Origin of the sequence: Pseudoalteromonas sp. NZS71_1, assembly GCF_015864305.1 — a bacterium.
Taxonomy (GTDB): Bacteria; Pseudomonadota; Gammaproteobacteria; order Enterobacterales; family Alteromonadaceae; genus Pseudoalteromonas; species Pseudoalteromonas arctica.
The window spans coordinates 111,410-135,223 of the sequence record NZ_JADYXM010000002.1 but is presented as its reverse complement, the minus strand read 5'-3'; the positions used below and the strand labels follow the sequence as shown (position 1 = coordinate 135,223).

Sequence of the window (23,814 nt, the reverse complement as noted above, 5' to 3'; positions counted from 1 at the left end):
TTATAACTAAATTTAAGAATAAAGGACATTAAAAAAGCCTTATTGATAAGTCAATAAGGCTTTTTTAATGTAAAATTTTGGGCTTAAGCTTTTAAATTACGAACCAGTTTACTCTCGGTATTTACAGACTTACCGGCTTGGTCGTAGGTCATTGACGTTGGTGCGCCAATTAATATCTCTTTTAATTGTTTAACACTTAGTTGCGCTTGGCGGGCAGCATGAGCATTAACATTATTTTGTTTTTGGCATTGCGCAAGTTGAGTTTTAACTTGGCTTATTAGCTCAGATATTTCAGGGTTTTGTGAGTCGTTACTGGCAATTAGCTTACTCAGCTCTTTATCAAGAGTGCTTAGCTTAGTTAAAAAAGACATTTTTTGTTGGGTAATTTCTTTTAAACCAGCACCACGTCGTGAGGCAATAGCAGTAAGCTCGTCGTTTAATAGCGCGTGCAAAGAGTCTAAACAACTTACTTGTTGGTTTAGTTTTACGCTAATTAAACTATTATGATCAGCCATACACGTTAAACTCAAAATCAGCTAAGTTTTTAGCAAGCTTTTCACTGTCCACTTGATATTTACCTTCGGTTATTGCTTTTTTAAGCTCAGCAACTTTATCGCTATCAAAGCCAGACGATTGCTGTGCTTTATCTTGAAGCGTTTTTAATTGCTGCGCTTGCGGCGTCAAGCTTACAGAGTCACTTGCTGCTTTAGGCGAAGGAGTCTGCGTCGCTTGTGTATTTGCGTTATCTTTTTTTAAATCAACTTGTTGTTGCTTTGCATTTGTTAACGCATTAGCTTGTTGATTACTGCCATTAACTTGATTAACCATAATAATAAACCCGTATATTACCCAACTTATGCCATGTTATCGGCATATACGTAGGATACTTTAGTATAAATCTAAATTAAATATTCACTTGAACAGACTCTACACCATCTACTCGCGCATTTAAAACTTTACCTGATTTTTTGTTTTTTATTTGTATCTGTTCGCCCAAAGTACCGTCTTCTAAAGCAATACCTGTGGTTTTAATTCTAAGGCCTCTAAGGTTAGCGTAAATATTAACAGAGTCACCTTTACACACCATACAAATTTGGTTTAGTAATACTGGCATACCACTTCTAATATTTCGTTTACTTCTGCTGCCTATTAGCATTGTGGGGTCATCTAAGTACTGTATGCGTACAAAGTGAGTTGGTTTCATTTCAATACTTAAATGCGATTTAGTTATTACTTCACCGCGGGTTAAATTAGCAGTGGCAACAACAACTGGAGCCATTTCAACAACTCTTACATGAACGTATTGAGCCCACGTTTGCGCATCATTGCACTTGGCTTGTAAGGTTACTTGGCGGTTAAATGGTGGCTCATCGGATGTTGATAATTCAAGTTCAGTATTACAGACACGATCAGGAATGCGACTATCTAAAGGCAGTGCACTTAATTGAGTATTAGTATTTTGCAATGTACCAATCTGCTTAGCTATATAAGCAACGGCCATGTCTTGTAATAAATCTTTACTAAACACTTTAGCTTGCAAAGGGAATACAAAGCACAAGCTAGTAACAAAATAAAAAACACTGTATCTTCTGATTTTTTTTAACAAACTCATAATGTTTCGACTATGCTTATGGTTTCAAACAGGGTATAAATATTTTGCGTCAAAAAGTAGACGCACCCGCGATGTTATGTAGCTTTATAAATAGAAAGCAATTATCGTTCCGTATTATTTGTTTTCTTTAGGAGATTTGAATGGCAGGCATTTTAGACTCAGTAAACCAACGCACACAGTTGGTTGGGCAGAACCGCCTAGAATTACTTTTATTTAAGCTCAGAGGGCGTCAGCGTTTTGGTATTAATGTATTTAAAGTGAGAGAAGTGCTGCAATGCCCTCCACTAACAAGCATGCCAAAATCTAATCCGTATATTCGTGGTGTTGCACATATTCGTGGTCAAACCATTTCGGTTATTGATTTATCAATGGCTGTAGGTGGGCGCCCAATCGACAACATTAAAGACAGCTTTATAATCATTGCTGAATACAATCGCTCTGTGCAAGGGTTTTTAGTGGGCGGAGTTGAACGTATTGTAAATATGAATTGGGAAAAAATAATGCCACCGCCATCAGGCGCCGGACGTTATTCATATTTAACGGCAGTGACCGAAATCGAAAATGAATTAGTCGAAATTCTCGATGTAGAAAAAATTCTCAACGAAATTTGCCCAGTAAACACAGAAGTAAGTGCTGAAGTTGCACAAAGTGGCGATATTCAAAAAGATTTAGGCGAACGTATCGTATTTATTGCAGATGACTCTGCTGTTGCGCGTAATCAAGTTAAACGTGCCCTAGAGCCGTTAGGCGTGCAAACAGAGCTTGCCAAAAATGGTAAAGAAGCACTTATAAGATTAAAAGAAATAGCAGAGCTTGATTGTAAAAACGATATTACTGAGCGAGTAGCGTTACTTATCTCAGACGTTGAAATGCCAGAAATGGACGGCTATACCTTAACAGCTGAAATAAAAGCAGATCCCAAACTTGCACCTTTGCATGTTATTTTGCATACCTCTCTGAGTGGTGTTTTTAACCAGGCGATGATTGAAAAAGTCGGGGCAGATGACTTTATTGCTAAATTTAACCCTGACGAATTAGCAACAGCGGTTAAAAAGTGGGTTCATTGTGATTAACAAAAATAGGTGCTACTAACTTGAATAATAAAGATTTGCAGCAAAGTGAATACGACCAGTTTCGTTCGTTTTTAGAGCAGCAATGCGGCATTGTTTTAGGTGAAAACAAACAGTATTTAGTTAAAAGCCGACTTGCTCCGTTAATGACTCGATTTAATGTGGGATCTTTATCGGAGTTGGTTAGTAAAACTCTCGGGCCTCACGAGCGGCAATTAAGAGCCGCTGTGGTTGATGCAATGACCACAAACGAAACGTTGTGGTTTAGAGATCAATACCCGTTTGAGTTGCTCCAAAATAAGCTTTTTCCTGAGTTTAAAGACTTAAGAAGGCCTTTAAAAATTTGGTCTGCTGCCAGCTCATCAGGACAAGAACCCTATTCAATAGCTATGTCAGTAGCTGAATTTAATACTAAGCAACCTGGTGTGCTTCGTATGGGTGCACAAATTATTGGTACCGACATATCTAATACCATGCTTGATATGTGTAAAAATGCAGAATATGACGCGCTTGCACTTGCCAGAGGGTTATCTGCAGAGCGTCGTAAAAAGTTTTTTAAAGACAGCGGCAATGGTATGGCACAAGTAAACGATACAATAAAAAAACAAGTTAGTTTTAGGCACCTGAATTTGCTTGATTCTTACGCGTTAATGGGCAAATTTGATATTATTTTTTGCCGTAATGTACTTATTTACTTTGCGCCTGAAATAAAAGCTAAAATTATTAATCAGTTTGCACAAGCATTAAACCCAAAAGGGTACTTATTTTTAGGAGCGTCAGAGTCCTTGACTGGCTTAAGTACTGAGTTCGATATGGTTAGATGCAACCCCGGTATCATTTACCAAAAGAAATAATTAAGTTAATTCATTTCCCTAAAACGACGCACCAAGCGTCGTTTTTCTATTTAGATACATAGTCTTATAAAAATATAACACTTCCTAATATTAATGGCTTATTTTTTGCTTTATTCATGGGTAAGTCAATTTTTTGGAGAAGGTTATGGCTATCAGTTTTGATAAAGCATTAGGTGTGCATCCGCAAGCCATGTTGATCCGTTCACAGCGAGCAGAATTAATTGCAACTAATATAGCTAACGCTGATACGCCTGGCTATAAAGCAAAAGATATAGACTTTGCCTCAGCTTTAAAAGCGGCAAGGTCAACCCAGCAAAGCGGCAATACTATGGTAAGAACTAATGATAAACACATTGGTGGAGGTACTCATAGTATGGGCAGTTCAGAATCATTTCGTTTGCCAAATCAATCAGATACAGGCGATGGTAACTCGGTTGATATACAAGTGGAACGAAACTTGTATACACAGAATGCTATGGAGTATCAGGCCAGCTTGCAATTTTTAAGCGGCAGATTCAAAGGTCTGAATAAAGCTCTCGGTAGTCAAGGATAAAAATTATGAGTTTATATAATGTTTTCGATATTGCAGGTTCGGGTATGAGCGCACAAAACGTTCGCTTAAATACTACAGCTAGTAATATTTCTAATGCTAATACCATTAGTTCATCTCAAGACAAAACGTACCGAGCGCGCCAACCTGTATTTGCGGCTGAGCTAACAAAGGCTTCAGCATCAGTAAGTAACCAACAGGGCTCCGCAGTTGGTGTTAAGGTTTTGGGCATTGTTGAAAGTAATGCACCATTACAAATTGAATATAACCCAAACCATCCAAGTGCGGATGAAAATGGCTATATCTATAAACCCAACGTCAATGTTGTAGAGGAGATGGCAAATATGATTTCTGCCTCTCGTTCTTACCAAACAAACGTGCAAGTTGCTGATGCAGCAAAGCAAATGCTAAGTAAAACACTGTTGCTAGGGCAGCGGTAACCGAGGGTAGGTTATGAGTAACGATATTAGTACATCTTCATCCTATTTAGACTCTATACGCTGGCAAGAATCGCAAGTAGCGACCAGCGACAATGAGAGTGATGCGTTAACACAAGAAGACTTTTTCTCTTTGTTAACTCAGCAATTATCGTTTCAAGATCCCAGTAACCCTGCGGATAACGATCAAATGATTGCGCAAATGACCAGCTTTACAATGGCGCAAGGCATCAGCGATTTAAATTCAAATTTTGATAGCTTAGCGTCTTCTATGACATCAAATTCAGCATTGCAAGCATCAACACTTGTTGGCAAGCAAGCTTTACTTGAGTCAAACACCCTGGATTTAAATGAAACGGGTGATGCCAGAGGCTCGGCAGTGGCAGAAGAAGCCGTTGATAACTTAAAAATTAAAGTAACTGATGCATCAGGTCAGCTAGTGAGAACTATTGATATGGGTTCTCAATCAGCAGGTGCAGTACGTTTTGCGTGGGATGGCAAAAATGAAGCTGGTGAGCGTTTACCTGAAGGTGAATACTCAGTAACCGCCGAAGGAAGTACTGACGGCGAATTTTCAAGCTTGCCCATTGCTACATTCAAGAACATTGAAAGCGTTAATATTAATGGCTCAAGTGGCATTATTATTAACACTAAAGAAGGTGCGGTTAGGCTGACAGATGTAGCAGAAATCGCGTAATAAATTTTAGTATTTTTCGCCTGCTAGCAGGCCACAGACTAACAGGTTAGAGGTGAATTATGAGCTTCAATATTGCATTAACCGGCCTTGCTGCCGCGCAAAAAGATTTAGACGTAACGGCAAATAATATTGCAAACGTTAATACCACAGGTTTTAAAGAGTCACGCGCTGAGTTTGCCGATGTTTACGCTTCATCAGTATTTAGCTCTGGTAAGACTAAAAATGGTGACGGTGTGCAAACAACCATGGTTGCGCAGCAGTTTCATCAAGGCTCACTACAATTTACAAATAACTCACTTGATTTAGCAATCACTGGTGAAGGTTATTTTGCGATGACCGACGATTTATCTTCGCAAGATTTAACATATACACGTGCAGGTGCATTTAAGCTTAACCAAGATAACTTTATGGTTGACGCAAAAGGTAACTTTTTACAAGCATTCCCAGTTGATTCATCTACAGGTGATACAACGTCGGTAAGTTTGAGCACAACTGATCCAATTCAAATCCCTGATTCGTCTGGTTCACCTCGCGCAACAGAAAATGTATTTTTATCGTTTAACTTAGATGCAACGGCGGATCCAACAGGTCTAGATTTTGACCCTACGTCTAGTGGTACTTATAACTCATCTACGTCAACAACGGTATATGATTCACTAGGTGAACCACATATTTTACAATACTTTTTTGCTAAAGAAGATGATGCCGCAGCAGGTGGTACAGATAACAGTTGGGAAGTATACGCAACACTCGATGGCAAAGTAGTTGATGGCACAACTGGTGGAGAACAAACAACGACACCTTATACACCACTGACCACCCTTGGTTTTAACTCAAGTGGTTTACCATCAACAACAGGTGGTGTAGCAAATACAAATACAACTACTTTTGATGAAATATTACTGCCAGCGGGTTCTGGAGCTGGTTTATCAACATTACTAGACAATGGTGCAACCTTCCCAGGTACTGGTATTGAGCTTAACTGGCGCGATGAAAATAACACGGCAGGACGTATCCCAACTCAGTATTCAAGTGGTTTTGAAGTAAAAGCACTCGATCAAGATGGCTCAACGGTTGGTCGTTTAGCCGGAATTGATATAGGAACAGACGGTAAAATTGTCGCTTCTTACAGTAATGGTGACTCAACATTCCTAGGCCAAGTGGCTATGGTACGTTTTCCAAATTCACAAGGGTTATCACAAGTGGGTGATACAAGCTGGAAGCAAAGTATTGATTCAGGTGAACCTGTAGCGGGTGAAGCCGGCTCGGGTACATTTGGTGGAATTAACTCATCAGCGCTTGAGCAATCAAATACAAACCTTACTAATGAACTTGTAGACTTAATTACTGCACAGCGTAATTACCAAGCAAACTCACGTGCGCTTGAAGTTAACTCAACTATTCAGCAAAGTATTTTGCAGATTCGATAAGCTAAACCCTATTAAATATATTAGGCTGCATTTTTGCAGCCTTTTTTATAAGTCCTCTTTGCAAGCCCTTCTAAATACCTCTCAATGTTGCGTCAAATTTAATCTGGCATCTATTTTGCATTTGTAAGTTCAGAGATTTTTTATGTGAGTCGATACTATGGACAAAATGGTCTACATTGCAGCCTCTGGCGCTAAGCAAAGCCTACAAGGGCTTGCTTTAAAAGCCAATAATTTGGCAAATGCAAATACAACGGGTTTTAAAGCTGACTTTGCGCAAGCACGTTCTATGCAAGCGTTTGGCGAAGGTTTGCCTACACGTGTATTTTCAATGCAAGAGCGTCCGGGTTCAAACATGGTATCGGGTGGCATTGTTCAAACCGGGCGAGACTTAGATATCGCGATGAGCGATAACGCATGGCTTGCAGTGCAAGATGCCTCCGGTAATGAAGCTTATACAAAAGTGGGTACGTTAAACATTACTGCTCAAGGCATGCTCGTAACCAGCCACGGTCGTCAAGTTATTGGCGAAGGGGGACCTGTTATTTTACCCGTTCCAGTCGAAAAAATAGGGTTTAGCCAAGATGGCGCTATTCAAGTTCGACCGCAAGGCGCTCCCGCTAACTTTTTAGAAGAAATAGACACGCTTAGAGTGGTAGAAGCAAATAGCTCACAGCTCGAAAAAGGCAACGATGGTTTATTTAGACCAAAAGCAAATGTAACAGTAGATACCTCTGCCAATGTAAAAGTTTTAAGTGGTTCGCTTGAAATGTCGAATGTGAACCCTGTTCACGAAATGGTCGACATGATAAGCCACCAGCGCCAATTTGAATTACAAGTGAAATTAATGAAAACAGCTGAAGAAATTGACGAGCGTCAAGATCAGTTATTACGCATAGTTTAACTTTAAAATGAGGACACGATTATGAATCCAGCATTGTGGATCAGTAAAACTGGGCTAGACGCTCAACAAACCGATATATCGGTTATCTCAAATAACTTAGCGAATGCGAGTACTGTAGGTTACAAAAAAAGCCGCGCTATATTTGAAGATTTACTTTATCAAAATATTAATCAACCAGGTGGTCGTTCATCGCAAGATACCGAAATGCCGTCGGGCTTAATGTTAGGTGCGGGTGCTAAAGTTGTAGCTAACCAAAAAGAGTTTACGCAAGGCAACATGTTGACCACCGAAAACTCACTAGATTGGATGATTTCTGGTGAAGGCTTTTTTGAAGTACTGCAACCAGATGGCAATATTGCTTACTCGCGCAATGGTCAGTTTACTACTGATGGCGATGGCCGAATTGTTACATCCGGCGCTGGTTATGTTATTCAGCCAGAAATGAATGTACCTGATGACGCTCAATCAATTACGGTTTCGCAAGACGGCGAAGTATCTGTGCGTGTTGCAGGCCAAGCCGATAACGTGGTCATTGGTCAGCTGACTATTAGTGACTTTATTAATCCGTCGGGTCTTGAGCCAATCGGTCAAAATCTTTATACCGAAACCGCTGTAAGTGGTGCGCCGGTACAAGGTAATCCTGGTGTTGAAGGGTTAGGTAGCATTATTCAAGGCTCACTCGAAACTTCAAACGTAAATGTAACTGAAGAGCTAGTAAATCTAATAGAAACTCAGCGTATTTACGAAATGAACTCAAAAGTAATTTCGGCCGTTGACGAAATGATGAGTTATATCAATCAACAGCTTTAATAGAGTAGGGGGAATTATGCGTAATATTATTTTATTTGCAGCGGGCACATTATTTTTAAGTGGCTGTATGTCTACGCAAAATAGTGAAGTAGTGCAGGACGACCCTTACTACGCACCTATGTACCCCGAGCCTATTTTAGAGCCGCTGGTAGCCACAGGTTCATTGTTTAATACTCATACATCAAACGACTTATATTCTGATAAAAAAGCGCTACGTACTGGCGATATAATTACGGTTAAATTGCAAGAGTCTACTCAAGCAACAAAAGCCGCTAAAACAGAAACAGACAAAGAAACCGACGCAAGCTTAGACCCAGTGATTGGCTTAGGTGGGCTACCTGTAAATATAGGTGGCGATAGTATTCAGTTTGGTATTGGTAGCGATTCGTCATTTACGGGCGATTCAAAATCAAACCAATCAAACAGCTTAGTAGGCGATATTTCGGTTAATGTAATGCGCGTTTTACCTAACGGTAATTTAGTTATACGCGGCGAAAAATGGCTAACGCTTAATACCGGCGAAGAGTTTATTCGTTTAGAAGGGCTAGTACGCCCTCAAGACGTAAGCGCCGATAATACGGTTGAATCAAACCGCATTGCTAATGCACGTATTCAATACTCAGGTAAAGGGCAAACGCAAGAAGCGCAAAGTCCTGGTTGGCTTACACGTTTCTTTAGCAGTTCGCTGTTTCCATTTTAGAGGGTAACAACATGAATAGCCTTAAAGCTTTATGTTTAGTTGTGTTATTAGGTTGGCAGTTTACTGCCAGTGCTGAGCGCATAAAAGATGTGTCTATGGTTGAAGGCGTACGCTCTAACCAATTAGTTGGTTATGGCTTAGTGGTTGGCTTGCCGGGCACAGGCGAGCAAAACTCATACACACAACAAAGTTTTAGAGGCATGTTGAACAGCTTTGGTATTACGCTACCTTCAACTCAAAGTCCTAAAATTAAAAATGTTGCAGCTGTTGCTGTGCATGCAGAATTACCCGCATTTAGAAAGCCCGGGCAAACAATAGATATTACGGTTTCTTCCATTGGTAGTGCAGGCAGTTTACGTGGTGGCACTTTATTACAAACTTTTTTAAAGGGTGTAGACGGTAACGTGTATGCAATTGCACAAGGTAGTTTAATTGTGGGAGGCCTAGGCGTAGAGGGCCTTGATGGAAGTAGAGTCGTAATTAATACTCCTACAGTTGGACGAATTCCCAATGGCGCAACAGTTGAGCGCACCGTAGAAAGCCCGTTTATGCAAGGCGATTACATTACCTTCAACTTAAACCGCCCAGACTTTACAACGGCAAAACGCCTAGAAAAAACAATTAATGACTTAGTCGGCCCAAATAGTGCGCAGGCAATTGATTCTGTTTCTATTCGTGTCATAGCACCACGCGATGCATCCCAGCGTGTATCGTACTTATCGACACTCGAAAACTTAGAATTTAAGCCAGCTGACATGGCCGCTAAAATTATAGTTAACTCGCGTACAGGTACTATTGTTATTGGTAAAAATGTAACCCTACAGCCTGCTGCAGTGACCCATGGCGGTTTAACAGTCACCATTGCTGAGCAGCAAAATGTAGTGCAGCCAAATCCGCTAGCAAACGGTGATACAGTTGTCACGCAGCAAAGCATTATTGATGTGAACCAAGACGACTCTCGTGCTTTTGTATTTAACCCTGGGGTAAGTCTTGACGATTTAGTTCGCGCAATTAACGAAGTAGGCGCAGCGCCTGGTGACTTAATGGCTATTTTAGAAGCGCTAAAAGAAGCGGGCGCAATTAATGGTCAGTTGATCGTTATTTAAAAACTCAAGCAAGTAACGTGTCACTCAAAGCTCTATATCTATTAAACAAAGATCTAGAGCTCTTTTATTTACAACAACTCAAGTTTATTATTTTTATCTTCCTTGTTTTATCGGTAGTGGCTCAATTTTTGCATTTTTAACTACATTATTCATTTTGTGTCAAAAAGCCGATGGAAACTAATCACCTCGATAAACAAAACTTTTTTGATTTAGGCAACTTAGATTCACTTCGTAAAGAAGCCTTAACGAGTGGCGATGCATCAACTGATGCTTCCAAAGCTGCGCTCAAAAAAGCGGCCGCACAATTTGAAGCTATTTTTACGCAAATGTTGCTCAAAGGAATGCGCAAAGCTAACGAAGCATTTGAAGATAAAGACAGTCCATTTAATTCAAGTGGCGTAAAGTTTTTTGAAGAAATGCACGATCAGCAACTTTCTACAGAGCTTTCATCAAATGGCTCGTTAGGCCTTGCCGATTTAATTGTTCAGCAGTTATCGCCTGAGTCTAAAAACTTTATGCCGGGCTCGGTGCTTAGAACAACCAACGATATTTTCAGCGATACGCAAGTCGGATCAGCTCTTCCTCATGAGCAAAAAAATAAGCAACCCGATCTTATCGTTAATAACACTAAAGCCGATATTGCTGAGCCTAAGGTTAATACTGCAGAGTCTAAAACCGATAGCCCAACATTTAAAAATGCAGAAGAGTTTGTAAGTTCAGTGTGGGAACACGCTAAAACTGCAGCGCAAAAAATTGGTTTAAACCCAGCGGTAATGGTTGCACAAGCGGCACTTGAAACCGGTTGGGGTAAACACATTATTAATAAAAGTGACGGTGGCAGCTCAAATAACTTATTTAATATTAAGTCAGATAAAAGCTGGGAAGGCGACAAAGCAAGCAAAGTAACGCTTGAATTTGAGCAAGGCACACCCGTTAAAAAACAAGCCAGCTTTAGAGCCTACGATTCAATTAAAGATAGCGTGAACGACTTCGTTGATTTTTTAACGCAAAACCCACGCTACAAAGAAGCATTACAAAATACAGCAAAACCAAATGACTTTTTAGATTCATTACAAAAAGCAGGTTATGCAACCGATCCAAATTATGCCAGCAAAATAAAAAAAGTACTCAATAGCAGTCAGCTAAAAGACATTGCGGCAAACGTGATCCGCCAAGGAGTAGAGTAACATGTCGTTTAATTTATTAAACATTGCCAGTTCTGGGGTTAGAGCAAGCTCGGAGCTATTGCAAACGACAAGTAAAAATATCGCCAATGTAAATACCGTAGGCTATGTGCGCGAGCGTACAGAGTTTACTACTATGGTTGATAACCAAGTGGGGCGGGGCGAAACATACCGATTACTAAACGAGTTTGCTCAGTCACAGCTAAATCGTGACACCTCTAATAAATCGTTTTTCGATCAGTTTATTACTGAGGCTAATCGAGTTGATACTATTTTTTCTGAAGAGTCGAACAACCTTTCGACTGGTATTAACTCTTTATTTAATAACGTGCAAGAAGCTCTAAATCAACCGTCATCTACAGTTGCCCGCTCATTAGTAATGACAGATGCGCAAAGCTTAATTGATCAAATGGATAGGCTTTCGGGCATCGTGCTTGATCAAAAAAGTGTAGTGAACGAGCAGCTCGAAATATTTTCAGATGAAGCAAACTCACTCATTCAAAGTATTAGCACGCTAAATCAAAATATTGCCGCAGTTAATGGCACTAATAACGCCGCAGATGCCAGCTCTACATATAACGAACGCGATAAAGCAATACGCGACTTATCAGAGCTAATAGACATAGAAACGCTTGATGGTCCAAATGGCGAAAAACTCGTTTTTATGGGCACAGGCGAAGCGGTTGTTATGCAAAATGGCGCATTTAACTTATTTTCGATGACGGGCGACCCTGATCCTAATTTTAAAGAATTCACGCTTGACGTTAATGGTGGCAAAGCAGTGCCGCTTGAAGTTGATGTAAGTAAGCTTAAAGGCAAAATTGGCGGCTTACTTGCTTTTAGAGATGACATATTAGTCCCTGCGCAAAACCAAATTGGCCAAATGGGCTTAGCGATAGCTGATGCATTTAACGAACAAAACAAATTGGGTATGGATGCAACGGGCCAGCTAGGGGGTAATATTTTTAATATACCTACCGTTGGCGCTTATGCGTATCAAGCTAACACGGGTACTGCCGGTATGACTGCAACGGTAGAGCCCGGTAAAGGCAGTGAATTACCTGCCAGTGACTTTATTATTACTTATACAGCTAATGCTAATGAAGTAAGTATTCAGCCTATAGATAACAAAGGCGATCCGTTAGGGCAGCCTTCACTTGCTGATATATCGACAGGTGTTATTGATTCATCGACTATAACCTCAGGCGAATCATTTGGTCTTCAAGTAAATGTATCTGGGGCAGGTGTTGAGGGTGATCAGTTTCAAATAAAGCTTAATTCAGATGCTGCTTCAAGTATTACACTTGCAACAGGGCGCGCAGAAGATTTAGCACTAGCATCGCCTATTCGTACTGCTAACGATTTAAATAATATAGGTACCGCTGCTATTTCAGCGGGAGAAGTAACAAGTGTTACCTCCGGTGGATTTACTTCAACACCAAGCTTAACGAACGGCGAAATAACGCTTGTTAAAACAGGTAATGCTAACGAATATCAAATTACTGATAATAGCGGAACGAATACTTTTACTATTACGCCTCCTGCAAAAGGAATGTTATCGCAAGCGGGTGCTCCATTTGATACCTACGGATTCGATTTTGATATAGAAGGTACACCAGCAACAGGCGACACCTTTACACTTGAGTTTAACGAAGGCGGCTTTGATGATAACCGTAATGGTTTAAAATTAGCTGATTTACAAAATGGTGAGTTAGTCCGTTTAAATGTAGAAACAACAGCAACGGCCGACAACCATAAAACGTTCAACCAAGCTTATTCAGGATTAGTCAGTGAAATAGGTGTTATAACTGGCCAAGCAATCACAAGCGGTAGTGCGTTTAATGCATTAGCAGAGCAGTCTGAGGCATGGTACGAATCACTATCGGGTGTAAACCTTGATGAAGAAGCTGCAAATTTACTGCGTTTTCAGCAATCATACTCAGCATCAGCACAAGTTTTAGCAGCAGCTCAAGAAATTTTTGACACCTTATTAAATGCGGCGAGGTAATTATGCGTTTATCAAATAATTTAATGTACCAAAACAACATAAATAAAATACTCGACAACCAACAAGGTGTTGCAAATGCTCAAGAGCGAGTAACAACAGGTGAAAAGTATTTAACCACCTCAGAAGCGCCAGCTGCTATTTCGCAAGCTATGTTGTATTCAAATAAAATACAAACTAATGAGCAATACACTAAAAATATCGATCAGCTTACCGGCAGGCTAGAAACTGAAGAAAGCGTATTACAAAGTATAAATAGTAATATCCAACAAGCGCAAGAGCTCACTATTCAAGCAGGTAATGGTGCGTACACTAAAGACGATTTAAAATCGATTGCATCAGAACTTAGTGGCATTCAACAAACGCTAGCTAACTTAATGAACACCCGATCAGAAGACGGAAAATTCATATTTTCAGGATACCAAGACAGCACGCAGCCGTATCAGTTTGATTCTGCAGCGGGTGAGTACACCTATAATGGCGACCAGGGCCAGCACCAAATAACTATAGCTGAAGGTGTATCAATTAAAGCGAGTGATAACGGCTTTGATACGTTTGAAAAAACTAACGCGCGATTAAATGTAGAATCTAACACGGCAAGTGTTTCAGGCTCTATTGCAGCGGCAAGTGTATATGTTGACGGCCAAGCTGAGTTTGATAAGTTTCATCAAGCAAATTACAACGCAGACCCAACAGCTTCAGCAACAGCAAATACATATAGTGTATTAGTAAGCCCAGGTGCTACAGCAACAGATCCACAAACTTACGAAATATACCGAGATGGCGCAGCACTAATCCCTGCAGTAACAGGTGAAGTTACTGATGAGTCTATCGATTTTGCAGGTATGACGATTGAATTTGAAGGCACAGCACCAGGTCAACTCGATTTTAGCCTTGAAAAACCAGGCAAAGAAAACGTACTTAACACATTGCAAGCACTTATTACCGGCCTTAACGATGGCACACTTGAAGGTGATGACTTTCAGCAAGTACTTGCTGATGGCCTAGTGCAATTACAAAACGCGAGTGAGCAAGTTGTGTTTACCCAAGCAAGTTTAGGTGGGCGTATGAACGCACTTGAAAGAGTAAGTGATTCAAACTTAGCGCTCGATATTCAAAATAAAAGTAATCGCTCTAACTTAGTTGAAGTTGATATGGCAGAAGCTATTAGCGAACTAACCAAACAAGAAACGGCACTGCAAGCATCGCAAGCTACTTTTGGCCGTTTAACTAACCTCTCATTATTCGATTACTTATAAGCAGATTATAAACAGATTATAATAAGAAATACTTTGCCGCTTTACCCACTTTAAAGCGGCAAAAAATTGTCACTCCTTTCTAAACAACTTCACTCTTTATTTACAATTCAATAAATTATATATTTCCATTTAAAAACAATAGCTTAAAAGCAAATTAAAGTTGGCACAGTAAATGCTTTTCTTATTATAAGAAATTATCGAACAGTGGTTCCTGTTAAATCGTGTTGAACCACACTCTGTTTAAACCTAGGAGATGGTAAAATGGCATTAACAGTAAATACTAATGTGTCGTCACTAAACGCACAACGTAACTTATCTAAATCAGGCGAAGGCTTAGCAACTTCGATGGAGCGTTTATCATCAGGTATGCGTATCAATAGCGCAAAAGATGATGCCGCAGGTCTACAAATTTCAAACAGATTGACGTCACAAATTAATGGCCTAGCCGTTGCTCAGCGAAATGCTAATGATGGTATTTCAATGGCGCAAACAGCTGAAGGTGCAATGAGTGAATCAACAAGTATTTTACAACGTATGCGTGAACTAGCACTTCAATCAGCAAACGGATCTAATTCACCAGAAGATCGTGAAGCGCTGCAAAAAGAAGTATCAGCTTTACAGGTTGAATTGACACGTATAGCCGATACCACCTCATTTGGTGGACAACAATTATTAGATGGCAGTTACGGTAGTAAAACATTTCAGGTTGGCGCTAACGCAAATGAAACAATAAATGTATCGCTTTCAAGTGTTGCAGCAGAAAAAATCGGTGCAAATCAAACTAACCTGCAATCTGCAGCTGGTGTCGATGGTTTTGGTCAAGTAAATGAAGTTTCTGGTACTGGGAGTACGTTAGCTGATAGTACAGTTGCATATGGTAACTTGGTTATTTCAGGTAGGGAAGACTCTACTGTTGTTATCCCAAATGGCGCTAGTGCTGAAGAAGCTGCTAATTTAATAAACCAAGTAACGGGTGCTACTGGTGTTGAGGCTCAAGCAAGGACAGAAGCACAGCTGGATGTTACGGGTACTCAAACAACAGCGGGTGAATCTGTAAGTTTTGAATTGAATGGTGAAAAAGTATCATTTGTTGCTACAGGTACAGCAACAGGGGACGAACAAGCCATGGCTGAAGCTATTAATAGCAGAACAGACGAGCACGGTGTTACAGCAATACTTGATAATGGTGTTTTATCTGTTTCAAATAATACTGGTGCTGATATTGAGATTGTTGAGTTTACAGGAGGTGCTGCTTCAGGGTTAAGTATAACACCTCAAGGTTATGATGAGGACTCTGCTGGTGATATTGTTACACTCACAACAGGTAGTGCTACTCTAGCTTCTGCCAGAATAGCCGGTGCTATACAATTAAATTCATCAGATACATTTGCAACAACAGCTACTACTTTTGTTGATGCAGTTGCGACAAAGGTAACAAGCTCTCTAGAGAACGCAGCAGATATTGACGTTACAAGCCAAAAAGGCTCTCAAGATGCACTATCGGTAATTGATAAAGCAATAGCTAATATTGATTCTCAACGTGCCGGTTTGGGTGCTGTTCAAAATCGCTTTAGCCATACAATTAGTAACCTTGCTAATATTGCTGAAAATGTATCTGCATCACGTAGTCGCATTCAAGATACTGACTTCGCGGTAGAGACAGCACAAATGACGAAAAACCAAATTTTGCAACAAGCGGGAACTTCAATACTCTCGCAAGCTAATCAAGTACCTCAAGCCGCAATTAGTCTATTAGGCGGTTAATTATTGATTTTATATATAATTGAATATAAAATGCACTTTTTTGAAGTGCGTTTTTTTTATTTGACATTAGCAAATTAATACCTATTAGCTCGTGATTATTTTTATTATAAAACAAAGCGTTAACTTTTTTATTTTAAATAACTCAATTTATTTCTAAAGATAATAAACCTCCTGCCGTTAACTTAATCAGTAAGGAGCTGAGCATACATTTGTGACAGCTCTTGGTTAAACTTAAACAGCAATATTACGAAAGTAATCAGGAGTTCTATTATGATTTCAGTAAATACAAATGTATCTTCACTAAACGCTCAGCGTAACTTATCTCAATCAGGTTCTGACCTAGCTACTTCGATGGAACGTCTATCATCAGGTATGCGTATCAATAGCGCAAAAGATGATGCGGCTGGTTTACAAATTTCGAATCGTTTAACGTCTCAAATCGACGGTTTATCAGTAGCGCAAAGTAATGCAAATAACGGCATTTCAATGGCGCAAACAGCTGAAGGTGCGATGAGCGAATCAACCAGTATTTTACAGCGTATGCGTGAACTTGCGCTACAATCTGCAAATGGTTCAAACTCAACTGAAGATCGTGAAGCATTACAAAAAGAAGTATCAGCTCTACAAGTTGAAATGACACGCATTGCTGAAACGACATCATTTGGTGGTCAGCAATTATTAAATGGTAGCTTTGGTTCTAAGTCATTCCAAGTTGGTTCAAATGCTAACGAAACTATTAATGTATCACTTTCAAGTGTAGCTGCTAACAAAATTGGTACTAACCAAGTTAACCTTCAAGGTGATACAGCTGGTTTGGGTGAAACGCAGGCAGCTACTTCAACGGGCACCTCTAATGGAGTTGGTACTGGTACTTATACTATTTCAGGGCGTGAAGAGGCAACAGTGACTATTGCCGATGAGGCAACAGCAGAAGAGATTGCAAATTCTATAAATAGTTATAATAGCTCGACAGGTGTATCTGCTCAAGCAAGAACAGAGGCAACCATTGATATCGGTACACCAGGTGAGTTAGATGAGACTATCAGTTTTAAATTAGATGGCGCAGGCTTAGATGCTGGCAAAGAATCAACTATTTCATACGTTGGGACGGGTACTGCAGAAGGTGATAAGCAAGCAATGGCTGAAGCCATAAATGCTAAAACAGATGATCATGGTGTAACAGCTACAGTTGAAAATGGTGAACTTACAATTTCAAATAATACTGGTGCAGATATTGAGTTAACAGATTTAGCTGAAAGTAGCTCAACTTCAGCTGTTGGTATAACACTTACAGGCCAATCTTACGATGGCAACGATACCACAACAGCTACTGCACTGGCTGCAGGTGGTGGTGCTGCTGTAACAGGTACCGTACAACTAAATTCTTCAGAGGTATTTAGCGTTGCAGGAAGTGTTGCTACTTTGGCTGCGGTAGCGACAACAGAGGAAGTAAGCACACTTGTAAATGTAGAAGATGTTGATATTACAAGTCAGAAAGGTTCACAAGATGCATTAGCAATTATTGATAACGCGATTGCAAGTATTGATTCACAGCGAGCTAGTCTAGGTGCGGTTCAAAACCGTTTTGACCACACTATTAGTAATTTGGCTAACATCTCTGAAAATGTATCTGCATCACGAAGCCGTATTCAAGATACAGACTTTGCAACTGAAACTGCAGAGATGACAAAGAACCAAATCTTGCAACAAGCAGGTACGTCAATCTTGTCGCAAGCGAACCAGTTACCACAAACAGCACTTAGCTTATTAGGTTAATAAGTTAAAAGTAATAGCTTAATAGTAGCAAGCTAGTACATAAAGTCAGTATTAGTTGTAAAAAAGGAGGTGGCTTTAGCTACCTCCTTTTGTGGTTTAAGAATTTAAACTAAGCTATTGTTGGTTTAATTAAGTGAAAAATAGGAATCTGTTATGAATACAATTACTTCAAACGCAGAGGTTACTACATCAGCGGTTCCCATTGCTGGTGATAATAAGCAAACAGGACAAGCTGCTCACTCTTTAACTGAGCGAGCGGTTGATGATGTAAAGCAGGTGGATGCACAAAATCAACAAAAGTTACAGCAAAATCAATATAACAATAATAACCAAGATGAAAAAGCTCAGCCGTTAGAGCGCGAACAGCTAGAACAAATGGCGCAACAATTGCAGGACTTTATGGGCGAAATGAACCGAAGTTTGCAATTTAAAGTTGATGAAGATTCAGGCCGCGATGTAATTAAAGTGCTTGATAAAAACAGTGGCGAAGTTATTAAACAATATCCTTCTGAGGAAGTATTGAGCTTAGTATCTAAATTATCTGAATCAGCTGGTATTTTAATTGATCAAACAGTTTAATGAGTAGTTCTAATTACTAATACTAAGTTAGTTTATTTTTGAGTATTTAAGAGGTAAGTATGTCTATTTCGTTCAATGGTTTAGGCTCTGGTTTAGCTGTATCAGATATTGTGGATGCATTAGTTAATGCTGAGCAAGCTCCTGCTGAAGCTCGTTTAAATACTAAAGAAGCTAATTTAACAACGGATATTTCTGCTGTGGGCGCTTTAAAGTCTGCGTTACAGCAGGTTCAAACCGCTATGGAAGTATTAGGTGACGCAGACAATTATCAAAAGCGTAGTTCATCTGGTAGTGATAGCTTTGTACAATTAAGTGCTAATGAAGATGCACAACCTGGGGGTTATTCCGTAGAGGTTAACAACCTTGCTACAAAGCATAAAATACTCTCAGTGGCACTTGATGCGGACACAGCTGTAGGGGAGGGCACCATAACTCTTAGCTCTGGTGATGGTAGCTTTGATATTGAAGTATCGGATTCTGCAACATTAAGTGAAATTAGAGATGCAATTAATGATAGTAATGATAACGATAGCATCAACGCAACAATAATAACTGACGATACCGGCCAACATTTAGTACTTGCTGCCAAAAATAGCGGCCTTGCAAATGAAATTAAAGTAGAAGTAACAGATATTGATGGTGACAATACTGATACAAACGGCTTATCTCGTCTTGCTTTCGATTCTGCTGGAGTTCAAAATTCATCTGAAATTATTGCTGCAACAGATGCTTCAATTACTATAGATGGCTCCCTTACGGTTAGTAGTTCATCCAATGAGTTTTCTGATGTAATTGACGGTATTACAATAACAGCTAAAAAAGCACATGGTGTTGATGACGATATCAGCGATATAGTAGTTACTGAAAACAATAATAATATACAAGCAGGCTTAAATAGTTTTATATCAAGCTACAATGAGCTTTTAGAGTTAAGTAATAATCTAGGTACTTCAGCTGATGGTGCAGGTGTTATGGCTGGTGACTCGTTACTACGTGGTGTAATGTCTAAATTACGAGAACAGATTACCGATTCCGTGGATTTAGGTAATAGCAACTCATTATCACTTTCGCAATTAGGTGTCGAAACAGACCGCTACGGTGTTTTAACGCTAAATACAGAAACACTAGATGAGCAAATAGATGCAAACGTAGATTTAGTGCAGCAATTTTTTGTAGGTGATGACGATGATGGCTTTGCACAGTCGTTTGATGAGCTAATGAGTTTTTATACAGATTCCGATGGTATTATTCAAAACCGAATAGACAGTAAAACAAATCAGCTAGATGATTTAGATGATGATCGCTTGGACCTTGCCAGTAAAATGGAATCATTATCATCTCGTTTATACGCTCAATATAATGCGATGGATTTATTAGTGGCTAGCCTTAATAACACCAGCAGCTATGTTCAAGCTCAATTAGAAAACATGCCAGGCGTAGTTAGGCAATCAAATTAATAACTGAGTTAAATATATTATAGATTTAATAAAAAACCGCTAAGTTTAAATTTAGCGGTTTTTTTGTGTATTATTCTTTGATTCAAATAGTAAGCTATAGCCATGTATTTAGTTAGAATAAAGGTAGTTTATTAGGTCTGTTTACTAGGTGTTTTTATAAGCTTTTATCGCCTTTCCTGACTTTTTATGTTTAATAATAGCTTTTGATGATTCGTTTTTGGCACTATTCGCTTTAACTAAAATGGTATTTATACGAAGCTGAATTAATTCTAATTGCTCTGTACTTGGACCTTCGCTACTTTCGCACCATTGCTTTAGTTTAGTATTTAAAGTGTCTAAAAAAGGCTGAGCTTCGTCTGCATTATCATCATTTACTAACACTTCAATTTTACTAAGTAATGCTTGTATCTGCTCAGCATTGCTTACTGGTGTTTGCGAATCCATAATTTAAATTAAACCGCAGGGTTACGTTGATCTAATGGGATATTATCCCAGCCTTCTTTAATTTCTTTAACAATACTTGATACTTCAATAATTGCTTCAATATCGTTATGTAAGTTAGCTTGTGTTAAACGGCGTTGGCAGTAATCGTAAAGTGCCAATAAATTGTTAGAAATACTAGGATCTTGCTCTACTTCTAAATTAAGAGCGTCTTGTAGGGCACCAAATAGTAAAACACAGGCTGAAATGTTTTCACCTTTCTTTTGTATTTCCTTGCGCTCAATAAATCCCTTTGTTGCAGCTAAACGGCCGATAATATTACTAAATATAAGGTTTATTTGTTCGTATGGCGCCATTTCGGCAATACTACTAGCACGAACTTGACCGTATTTTTTTACTGAGATATGAGCCATGGGGGAATCCTAAAATTTATATTACTAAAATTGTGTGATGCAATACCCAAATAAAGCAAAAATAATGCCAAGTACTTTGGTGGTATTTAGTAATCGGCACATAAGTAACTTAATATAATTATAAACATCGTCAAATAAAAATTGGCGCATAAATTGCGTGAGGCTATATAGATACTATTATATCAGACCTATTCTTAAGGTATTAAACATTTATTTAAAATAAAGCATAATGCTTTAAATGGGTAGTGAACTGTCAGTTTACAGTCATATCAAATTTTTAGCTTAGTGATAAAATTTGATAAAAGCTCAACAAATCAAATGAAAAACTGGAGTGTATTTTGAACACAGTAGAAAGTGAATTAAAAAAAATGATGCTCAAAGCAACTTTGTTAGCAAACTTAGAATTACTAAAAGAAAAAATGCCACAGATCTTTGATATGTTTAAAGATTTCCAACCGACTGATACGGGAGTAGTTATTGACGATGAAGGGAATGAAAACCTATACAGTAATGGTAGATTTTCTTACACTGAAAATCCGCGTGAATTTGCAAAAAAACAAGTTAGTAAGTTTTTAAAAAGTCCTGTCTATTCTCACTACAGGATAAAGCATTCGAATGACGAAAATATTGTTTTTAAGCATGCAGCCTTACTTAAATCTATTAATAATGTGAGATTAGAACATGGTGGGGAGAAATTAGATAATCCTGCAAACGAGCAGCAATTAGACTTTGTATGTTTTTTAGGAGCTGGGTTAGGCTACCACATTAAAGAGCTCTTGAATAAAAAAAATGTATTGAATGTTTTTTTATACGAACAAACACCTAGTACTTTTTATGCTTTATTACATTGTATTGAGTTAAGACCGCTGTTTAATAAGTGCCTTAATAATGGAGGGGTATTTAGAATTCAAGTGGGGGGGACAAAGCATGATGTTGTTAATGAAATTGGCTCTATGCTTTCTATGCAAGGTTTCTTTAATACAAGTGTAATTCACTACTTTAAACATTATAATAGCGATTCAATAGATGAGGCAATAAAAAAAATCAAAGAGGTTGGGCACCGTTGGCATGGTGGTTGGGGCTTTTTTGAAGATGAAATTATAGGAGTTTCCCATACAATAGCTAATTTAACAGCGCAATTTCCAGTGATAAAAAAAGCCGGTAGCTTTAAAAACAAACTAAAAGATACTCCCGTATTTATTGTGGCCAACGGACCTTCTTTGGACTTGGCGATTGATTTTTTAAAAGAAAATCAAAAAAATATTATTATTATATCTTGTGGTACAGCACTAAAAGCTTTACTAGTGAATAATATTAAACCCGATATACATGTTGAAATGGAACGAACTGCACAGCTATTAGAGTGGGTTGAAGTTGTTGAACGAACAAGGGAAGTTGATATTAAGTTAAGTGATTTAAATATAGTTGCCCTCAATACTGTTTTTGATCAGATATTGAAACGCTTTAAATCGGCATTTTTACTGAATAAACTCAACGATGCTGGTGGACGATTAATTGAATATTTAGATAGAAAAAAGCAGTATGCATGCCCTATGTTTACTAATCCAACGGTATCGAATGCGGCTTTGGCAATTGCTGCTGAACTTGGTTTTAAAACAATATATTTGATTGGTACAGACTTTGGTTTTGTTTCTACAGATACACACCACGCAAAAGATAGTATTTATTACGACAAAGATTTTAAATACAAAGAGCAAACAAAAGATATGATGCAAGGTGAAATACGTGTAAAAGGGAATTTCAGAGAAGAAGTTTATTCTACTTCACATTTTGATATGTCAAAATTTAATATGGAATTATTATTAAAACATCAACCTAAACTAAAAGTATATAATACAACAGATGGTGCGTATATAAAGCTCGCTGAGCCAAAAAGAATGTCTGATATAAAAATCAAAAATGCATTTGTAGATAAACATAAAAAAATTAAACAGCTATTAGATTCAGCCTCATCTTTAGATGGTTTATCAGAAAAGAACATAAATACGGCAAGTTTTGAATTAAAACACAAATCTAAGCATATATTAGAACAACTAATTGGGATTACTTCATTTTATTTTGAAACAAGAGAGCAGCTTGCCGATGCTTTTTATCGGCAGAACCAGCTGTTAATTAATACTCATAATAATAATGAAGATGTGTACTGGCTGATTCAAGGTACTTTTAGATACTTTCAAACATATATTATGGCAAATACGTATTACTTTAATGATTTAGATTCCCGAGCAGAATTCATCAATGTTTGTATAGATGCTTTTCATAACCATTTAAATGATATCTATATAGAGTTTTCCGAAAATTACAATAAACCAGCTAAGGTTTAAGAATATTATTGGGCTTAGTGTTAATCAGGTGTATCTGTGTTATTTAATATTAATAAGGTGATTAAATGAGTAAAGATAATTATAAAAAATACCAACAAGATTGACAGTTAAATATATGCCTTTACAGTTTTATTGAATCGGAACTTTTTTCAATTCAGATCGAACTATAACAAAAAGTAAATTAAAGTATTGACCTAGTTGCGACTCGGGGATGATACGGAGCAAGTATATATACAAATATACTCATTTATATTAAGTTGTACTTGCTCAGAATTAAACTGACCGTTACCTACTTCTCTAATGATGACTATTAGGTTGGATTTGAGCTGAATTATTTTTCCTTAATGAATTTGTGCATTATTATTGTAATTCATCTATATTTTGTGTCGTTTTCCCATTGAATTATGCAAATCTTAACTGGGTG

At 38.4% G+C, this 23,814-nt stretch carries 23 protein-coding genes and 1 pseudogene; 19 read left to right on the top strand and 5 right to left on the bottom strand.

Going from position 1 to position 23,814, the window contains the following annotated elements:
• Positions 1-83: 83 nt before the first annotated feature.
• The 3 genes from flgN to flgA all read right to left on the bottom strand — a co-directional run bounded on the left by flgN (position 84) and on the right by flgA (position 1,612).
• Positions 84-515 carry a flagellar protein FlgN gene (flgN, locus tag I6F43_RS03580; RefSeq protein WP_007581855.1) on the bottom strand — a complete coding sequence of 144 codons (432 nt, stop codon included), beginning with the start codon at positions 513-515 and terminating at the stop codon, positions 84-86.
• The gene (gene flgM / locus I6F43_RS03575) at positions 508-828 is read right to left on the bottom strand and encodes a flagellar biosynthesis anti-sigma factor FlgM (protein ID WP_007581856.1); all 321 of its coding nucleotides are present in this window, start codon (positions 826-828) and stop codon (positions 508-510) included. Before flgM ends, flgN begins: the two co-directional genes overlap by 8 nt.
• Positions 829-904: 76 nt before the next feature.
• Complete coding sequence (flgA, locus tag I6F43_RS03570) at positions 905-1,612, bottom strand: flagellar basal body P-ring formation chaperone FlgA (protein ID WP_007581857.1); 708 nt, start codon at positions 1,610-1,612, stop codon at positions 905-907.
• Positions 1,613-1,752: 140 nt separating this feature from the next.
• On the opposite strand from flgA, the gene I6F43_RS03565 reads away from it, so the two are divergent.
• The 18 genes and pseudogenes from I6F43_RS03565 (at position 1,753) to fliD (ending at position 20,191) form a co-directional block, all read left to right on the top strand.
• Complete coding sequence (locus I6F43_RS03565; protein WP_007581858.1) at positions 1,753-2,685, top strand: chemotaxis protein CheV; 933 nt, start codon at positions 1,753-1,755, stop codon at positions 2,683-2,685.
• Between the two features lie 20 nt (positions 2,686-2,705).
• Positions 2,706-3,536 (top strand): CheR family methyltransferase, encoded by an 831-nt coding sequence (locus I6F43_RS03560; protein WP_007581859.1) that lies wholly within the window; start codon positions 2,706-2,708, stop codon positions 3,534-3,536.
• Between the two features lie 145 nt (positions 3,537-3,681).
• Entirely contained in the window at positions 3,682-4,089 is a 408-nt protein-coding gene (gene flgB / locus I6F43_RS03555; RefSeq protein WP_010553246.1) for a flagellar basal body rod protein FlgB, read from the top strand.
• A 5-nt stretch (positions 4,090-4,094) separates the two neighbouring features.
• Positions 4,095-4,526, top strand: a complete 432-nt coding sequence (gene flgC, locus I6F43_RS03550; protein WP_007581860.1) for a flagellar basal body rod protein FlgC — start codon at positions 4,095-4,097, stop codon at positions 4,524-4,526.
• A gap of 13 nt (positions 4,527-4,539) precedes the next feature.
• Positions 4,540-5,220 (top strand): flagellar hook assembly protein FlgD, encoded by a 681-nt coding sequence (locus tag I6F43_RS03545; protein ID WP_007581861.1) that lies wholly within the window; start codon positions 4,540-4,542, stop codon positions 5,218-5,220.
• 59 nt (positions 5,221-5,279) lie between these two features.
• Positions 5,280-6,650, top strand: a complete 1,371-nt coding sequence (gene flgE / locus I6F43_RS03540; protein WP_197101054.1) for a flagellar hook protein FlgE — start codon at positions 5,280-5,282, stop codon at positions 6,648-6,650.
• Positions 6,651-6,807: 157 nt separating this feature from the next.
• A complete protein-coding gene (locus I6F43_RS03535; protein ID WP_024589964.1) occupies positions 6,808-7,551 on the top strand; it encodes a flagellar basal body rod protein FlgF in 744 nt (247 codons plus the stop codon).
• A 21-nt stretch (positions 7,552-7,572) separates the two neighbouring features.
• On the top strand, positions 7,573-8,361 hold the full coding sequence (flgG, locus tag I6F43_RS03530; RefSeq protein ID WP_002959420.1) for a flagellar basal-body rod protein FlgG: 789 nt from the start codon (positions 7,573-7,575) through the stop codon (positions 8,359-8,361).
• A 16-nt stretch (positions 8,362-8,377) separates the two neighbouring features.
• Positions 8,378-9,061, top strand: coding sequence for a flagellar basal body L-ring protein FlgH (gene flgH, locus I6F43_RS03525; protein ID WP_002959418.1), 684 nt, complete (start codon positions 8,378-8,380; stop codon positions 9,059-9,061).
• Positions 9,062-9,072: 11 nt separating this feature from the next.
• The gene (locus I6F43_RS03520) at positions 9,073-10,167 is read left to right on the top strand and encodes a flagellar basal body P-ring protein FlgI (protein WP_024589963.1); all 1,095 of its coding nucleotides are present in this window, start codon (positions 9,073-9,075) and stop codon (positions 10,165-10,167) included.
• A gap of 170 nt (positions 10,168-10,337) precedes the next feature.
• Positions 10,338-11,354: a flagellar assembly peptidoglycan hydrolase FlgJ gene (flgJ, locus tag I6F43_RS03515; protein ID WP_197101052.1), complete on the top strand. Its 1,017-nt coding sequence runs from the start codon at positions 10,338-10,340 to the stop codon at positions 11,352-11,354.
• Position 11,355: 1 nt separating this feature from the next.
• Positions 11,356-13,359 (top strand): flagellar hook-associated protein FlgK, encoded by a 2,004-nt coding sequence (gene flgK, locus I6F43_RS03510; RefSeq protein WP_197101050.1) that lies wholly within the window; start codon positions 11,356-11,358, stop codon positions 13,357-13,359.
• 2 nt (positions 13,360-13,361) lie between these two features.
• Complete coding sequence (flgL, locus tag I6F43_RS03505; protein ID WP_197101048.1) at positions 13,362-14,615, top strand: flagellar hook-associated protein FlgL; 1,254 nt, start codon at positions 13,362-13,364, stop codon at positions 14,613-14,615.
• A 261-nt stretch (positions 14,616-14,876) separates the two neighbouring features.
• Positions 14,877-16,379, top strand: a complete 1,503-nt coding sequence (locus I6F43_RS20230) for a flagellin (RefSeq protein WP_197101046.1) — start codon at positions 14,877-14,879, stop codon at positions 16,377-16,379.
• 270 nt (positions 16,380-16,649) lie between these two features.
• Positions 16,650-17,057, top strand: a pseudogene (locus tag I6F43_RS20320) (flagellin N-terminal helical domain-containing protein); the annotation flags it as partial.
• A gap of 459 nt (positions 17,058-17,516) precedes the next feature.
• Positions 17,517-18,155, top strand: coding sequence for a flagellin (locus I6F43_RS20315; RefSeq protein WP_442960235.1), 639 nt, complete (start codon positions 17,517-17,519; stop codon positions 18,153-18,155).
• A 153-nt stretch (positions 18,156-18,308) separates the two neighbouring features.
• Complete coding sequence (locus tag I6F43_RS03490; protein WP_197101036.1) at positions 18,309-18,734, top strand: flagellar protein FlaG; 426 nt, start codon at positions 18,309-18,311, stop codon at positions 18,732-18,734.
• A gap of 59 nt (positions 18,735-18,793) precedes the next feature.
• Positions 18,794-20,191, top strand: coding sequence for a flagellar filament capping protein FliD (fliD, locus tag I6F43_RS03485; RefSeq protein ID WP_197101035.1), 1,398 nt, complete (start codon positions 18,794-18,796; stop codon positions 20,189-20,191).
• A gap of 144 nt (positions 20,192-20,335) precedes the next feature.
• Here the strand turns inward: fliD and I6F43_RS03480 are convergent, their stop codons facing one another.
• Complete coding sequence (locus tag I6F43_RS03480) at positions 20,336-20,635, bottom strand: hypothetical protein (RefSeq protein ID WP_197101031.1); 300 nt, start codon at positions 20,633-20,635, stop codon at positions 20,336-20,338.
• Positions 20,636-20,643: 8 nt separating this feature from the next.
• Positions 20,644-21,045 (bottom strand): flagellar export chaperone FliS, encoded by a 402-nt coding sequence (fliS, locus tag I6F43_RS03475; protein ID WP_197101022.1) that lies wholly within the window; start codon positions 21,043-21,045, stop codon positions 20,644-20,646.
• 338 nt (positions 21,046-21,383) lie between these two features.
• Between fliS and I6F43_RS03470 the strand changes: the two genes are divergently transcribed.
• Positions 21,384-23,390 carry a motility associated factor glycosyltransferase family protein gene (locus I6F43_RS03470; protein ID WP_197101020.1) on the top strand — a complete coding sequence of 669 codons (2,007 nt, stop codon included), beginning with the start codon at positions 21,384-21,386 and terminating at the stop codon, positions 23,388-23,390.
• Positions 23,391-23,814: the final 424 nt, after the last annotated feature.

Excerpts from the sequence above, each read along its gene's own strand:
- flgN (WP_007581855.1), bottom strand. The coding sequence starts at position 515 with ATGGCTGATCATAATAGTTTAATTAGCGTAAAACTAAACCAACAAGTA.
- flgM (WP_007581856.1), bottom strand. The coding sequence starts at position 828 with ATGGTTAATCAAGTTAATGGCAGTAATCAACAAGCTAATGCGTTAACA.
- flgA (WP_007581857.1), bottom strand. The coding sequence starts at position 1,612 with ATGAGTTTGTTAAAAAAAATCAGAAGATACAGTGTTTTTTATTTTGTT.
- I6F43_RS03565 (WP_007581858.1), top strand. The coding sequence starts at position 1,753 with ATGGCAGGCATTTTAGACTCAGTAAACCAACGCACACAGTTGGTTGGG.
- flgB (WP_010553246.1), top strand. The coding sequence starts at position 3,682 with ATGGCTATCAGTTTTGATAAAGCATTAGGTGTGCATCCGCAAGCCATG.
- flgC (WP_007581860.1), top strand. The coding sequence starts at position 4,095 with ATGAGTTTATATAATGTTTTCGATATTGCAGGTTCGGGTATGAGCGCA.
- I6F43_RS03545 (WP_007581861.1), top strand. The coding sequence starts at position 4,540 with ATGAGTAACGATATTAGTACATCTTCATCCTATTTAGACTCTATACGC.
- flgE (WP_197101054.1), top strand. The coding sequence starts at position 5,280 with ATGAGCTTCAATATTGCATTAACCGGCCTTGCTGCCGCGCAAAAAGAT.
- I6F43_RS03535 (WP_024589964.1), top strand. The coding sequence starts at position 6,808 with ATGGACAAAATGGTCTACATTGCAGCCTCTGGCGCTAAGCAAAGCCTA.
- flgG (WP_002959420.1), top strand. The coding sequence starts at position 7,573 with ATGAATCCAGCATTGTGGATCAGTAAAACTGGGCTAGACGCTCAACAA.
- flgH (WP_002959418.1), top strand. The coding sequence starts at position 8,378 with ATGCGTAATATTATTTTATTTGCAGCGGGCACATTATTTTTAAGTGGC.
- I6F43_RS03520 (WP_024589963.1), top strand. The coding sequence starts at position 9,073 with ATGAATAGCCTTAAAGCTTTATGTTTAGTTGTGTTATTAGGTTGGCAG.
- flgJ (WP_197101052.1), top strand. The coding sequence starts at position 10,338 with ATGGAAACTAATCACCTCGATAAACAAAACTTTTTTGATTTAGGCAAC.
- flgK (WP_197101050.1), top strand. The coding sequence starts at position 11,356 with ATGTCGTTTAATTTATTAAACATTGCCAGTTCTGGGGTTAGAGCAAGC.
- flgL (WP_197101048.1), top strand. The coding sequence starts at position 13,362 with ATGCGTTTATCAAATAATTTAATGTACCAAAACAACATAAATAAAATA.
- I6F43_RS20230 (WP_197101046.1), top strand. The coding sequence starts at position 14,877 with ATGGCATTAACAGTAAATACTAATGTGTCGTCACTAAACGCACAACGT.
- I6F43_RS20315 (WP_442960235.1), top strand. The coding sequence starts at position 17,517 with ATGGCTGAAGCCATAAATGCTAAAACAGATGATCATGGTGTAACAGCT.
- I6F43_RS03490 (WP_197101036.1), top strand. The coding sequence starts at position 18,309 with ATGAATACAATTACTTCAAACGCAGAGGTTACTACATCAGCGGTTCCC.
- fliD (WP_197101035.1), top strand. The coding sequence starts at position 18,794 with ATGTCTATTTCGTTCAATGGTTTAGGCTCTGGTTTAGCTGTATCAGAT.
- I6F43_RS03480 (WP_197101031.1), bottom strand. The coding sequence starts at position 20,635 with ATGGATTCGCAAACACCAGTAAGCAATGCTGAGCAGATACAAGCATTA.
- fliS (WP_197101022.1), bottom strand. The coding sequence starts at position 21,045 with ATGGCTCATATCTCAGTAAAAAAATACGGTCAAGTTCGTGCTAGTAGT.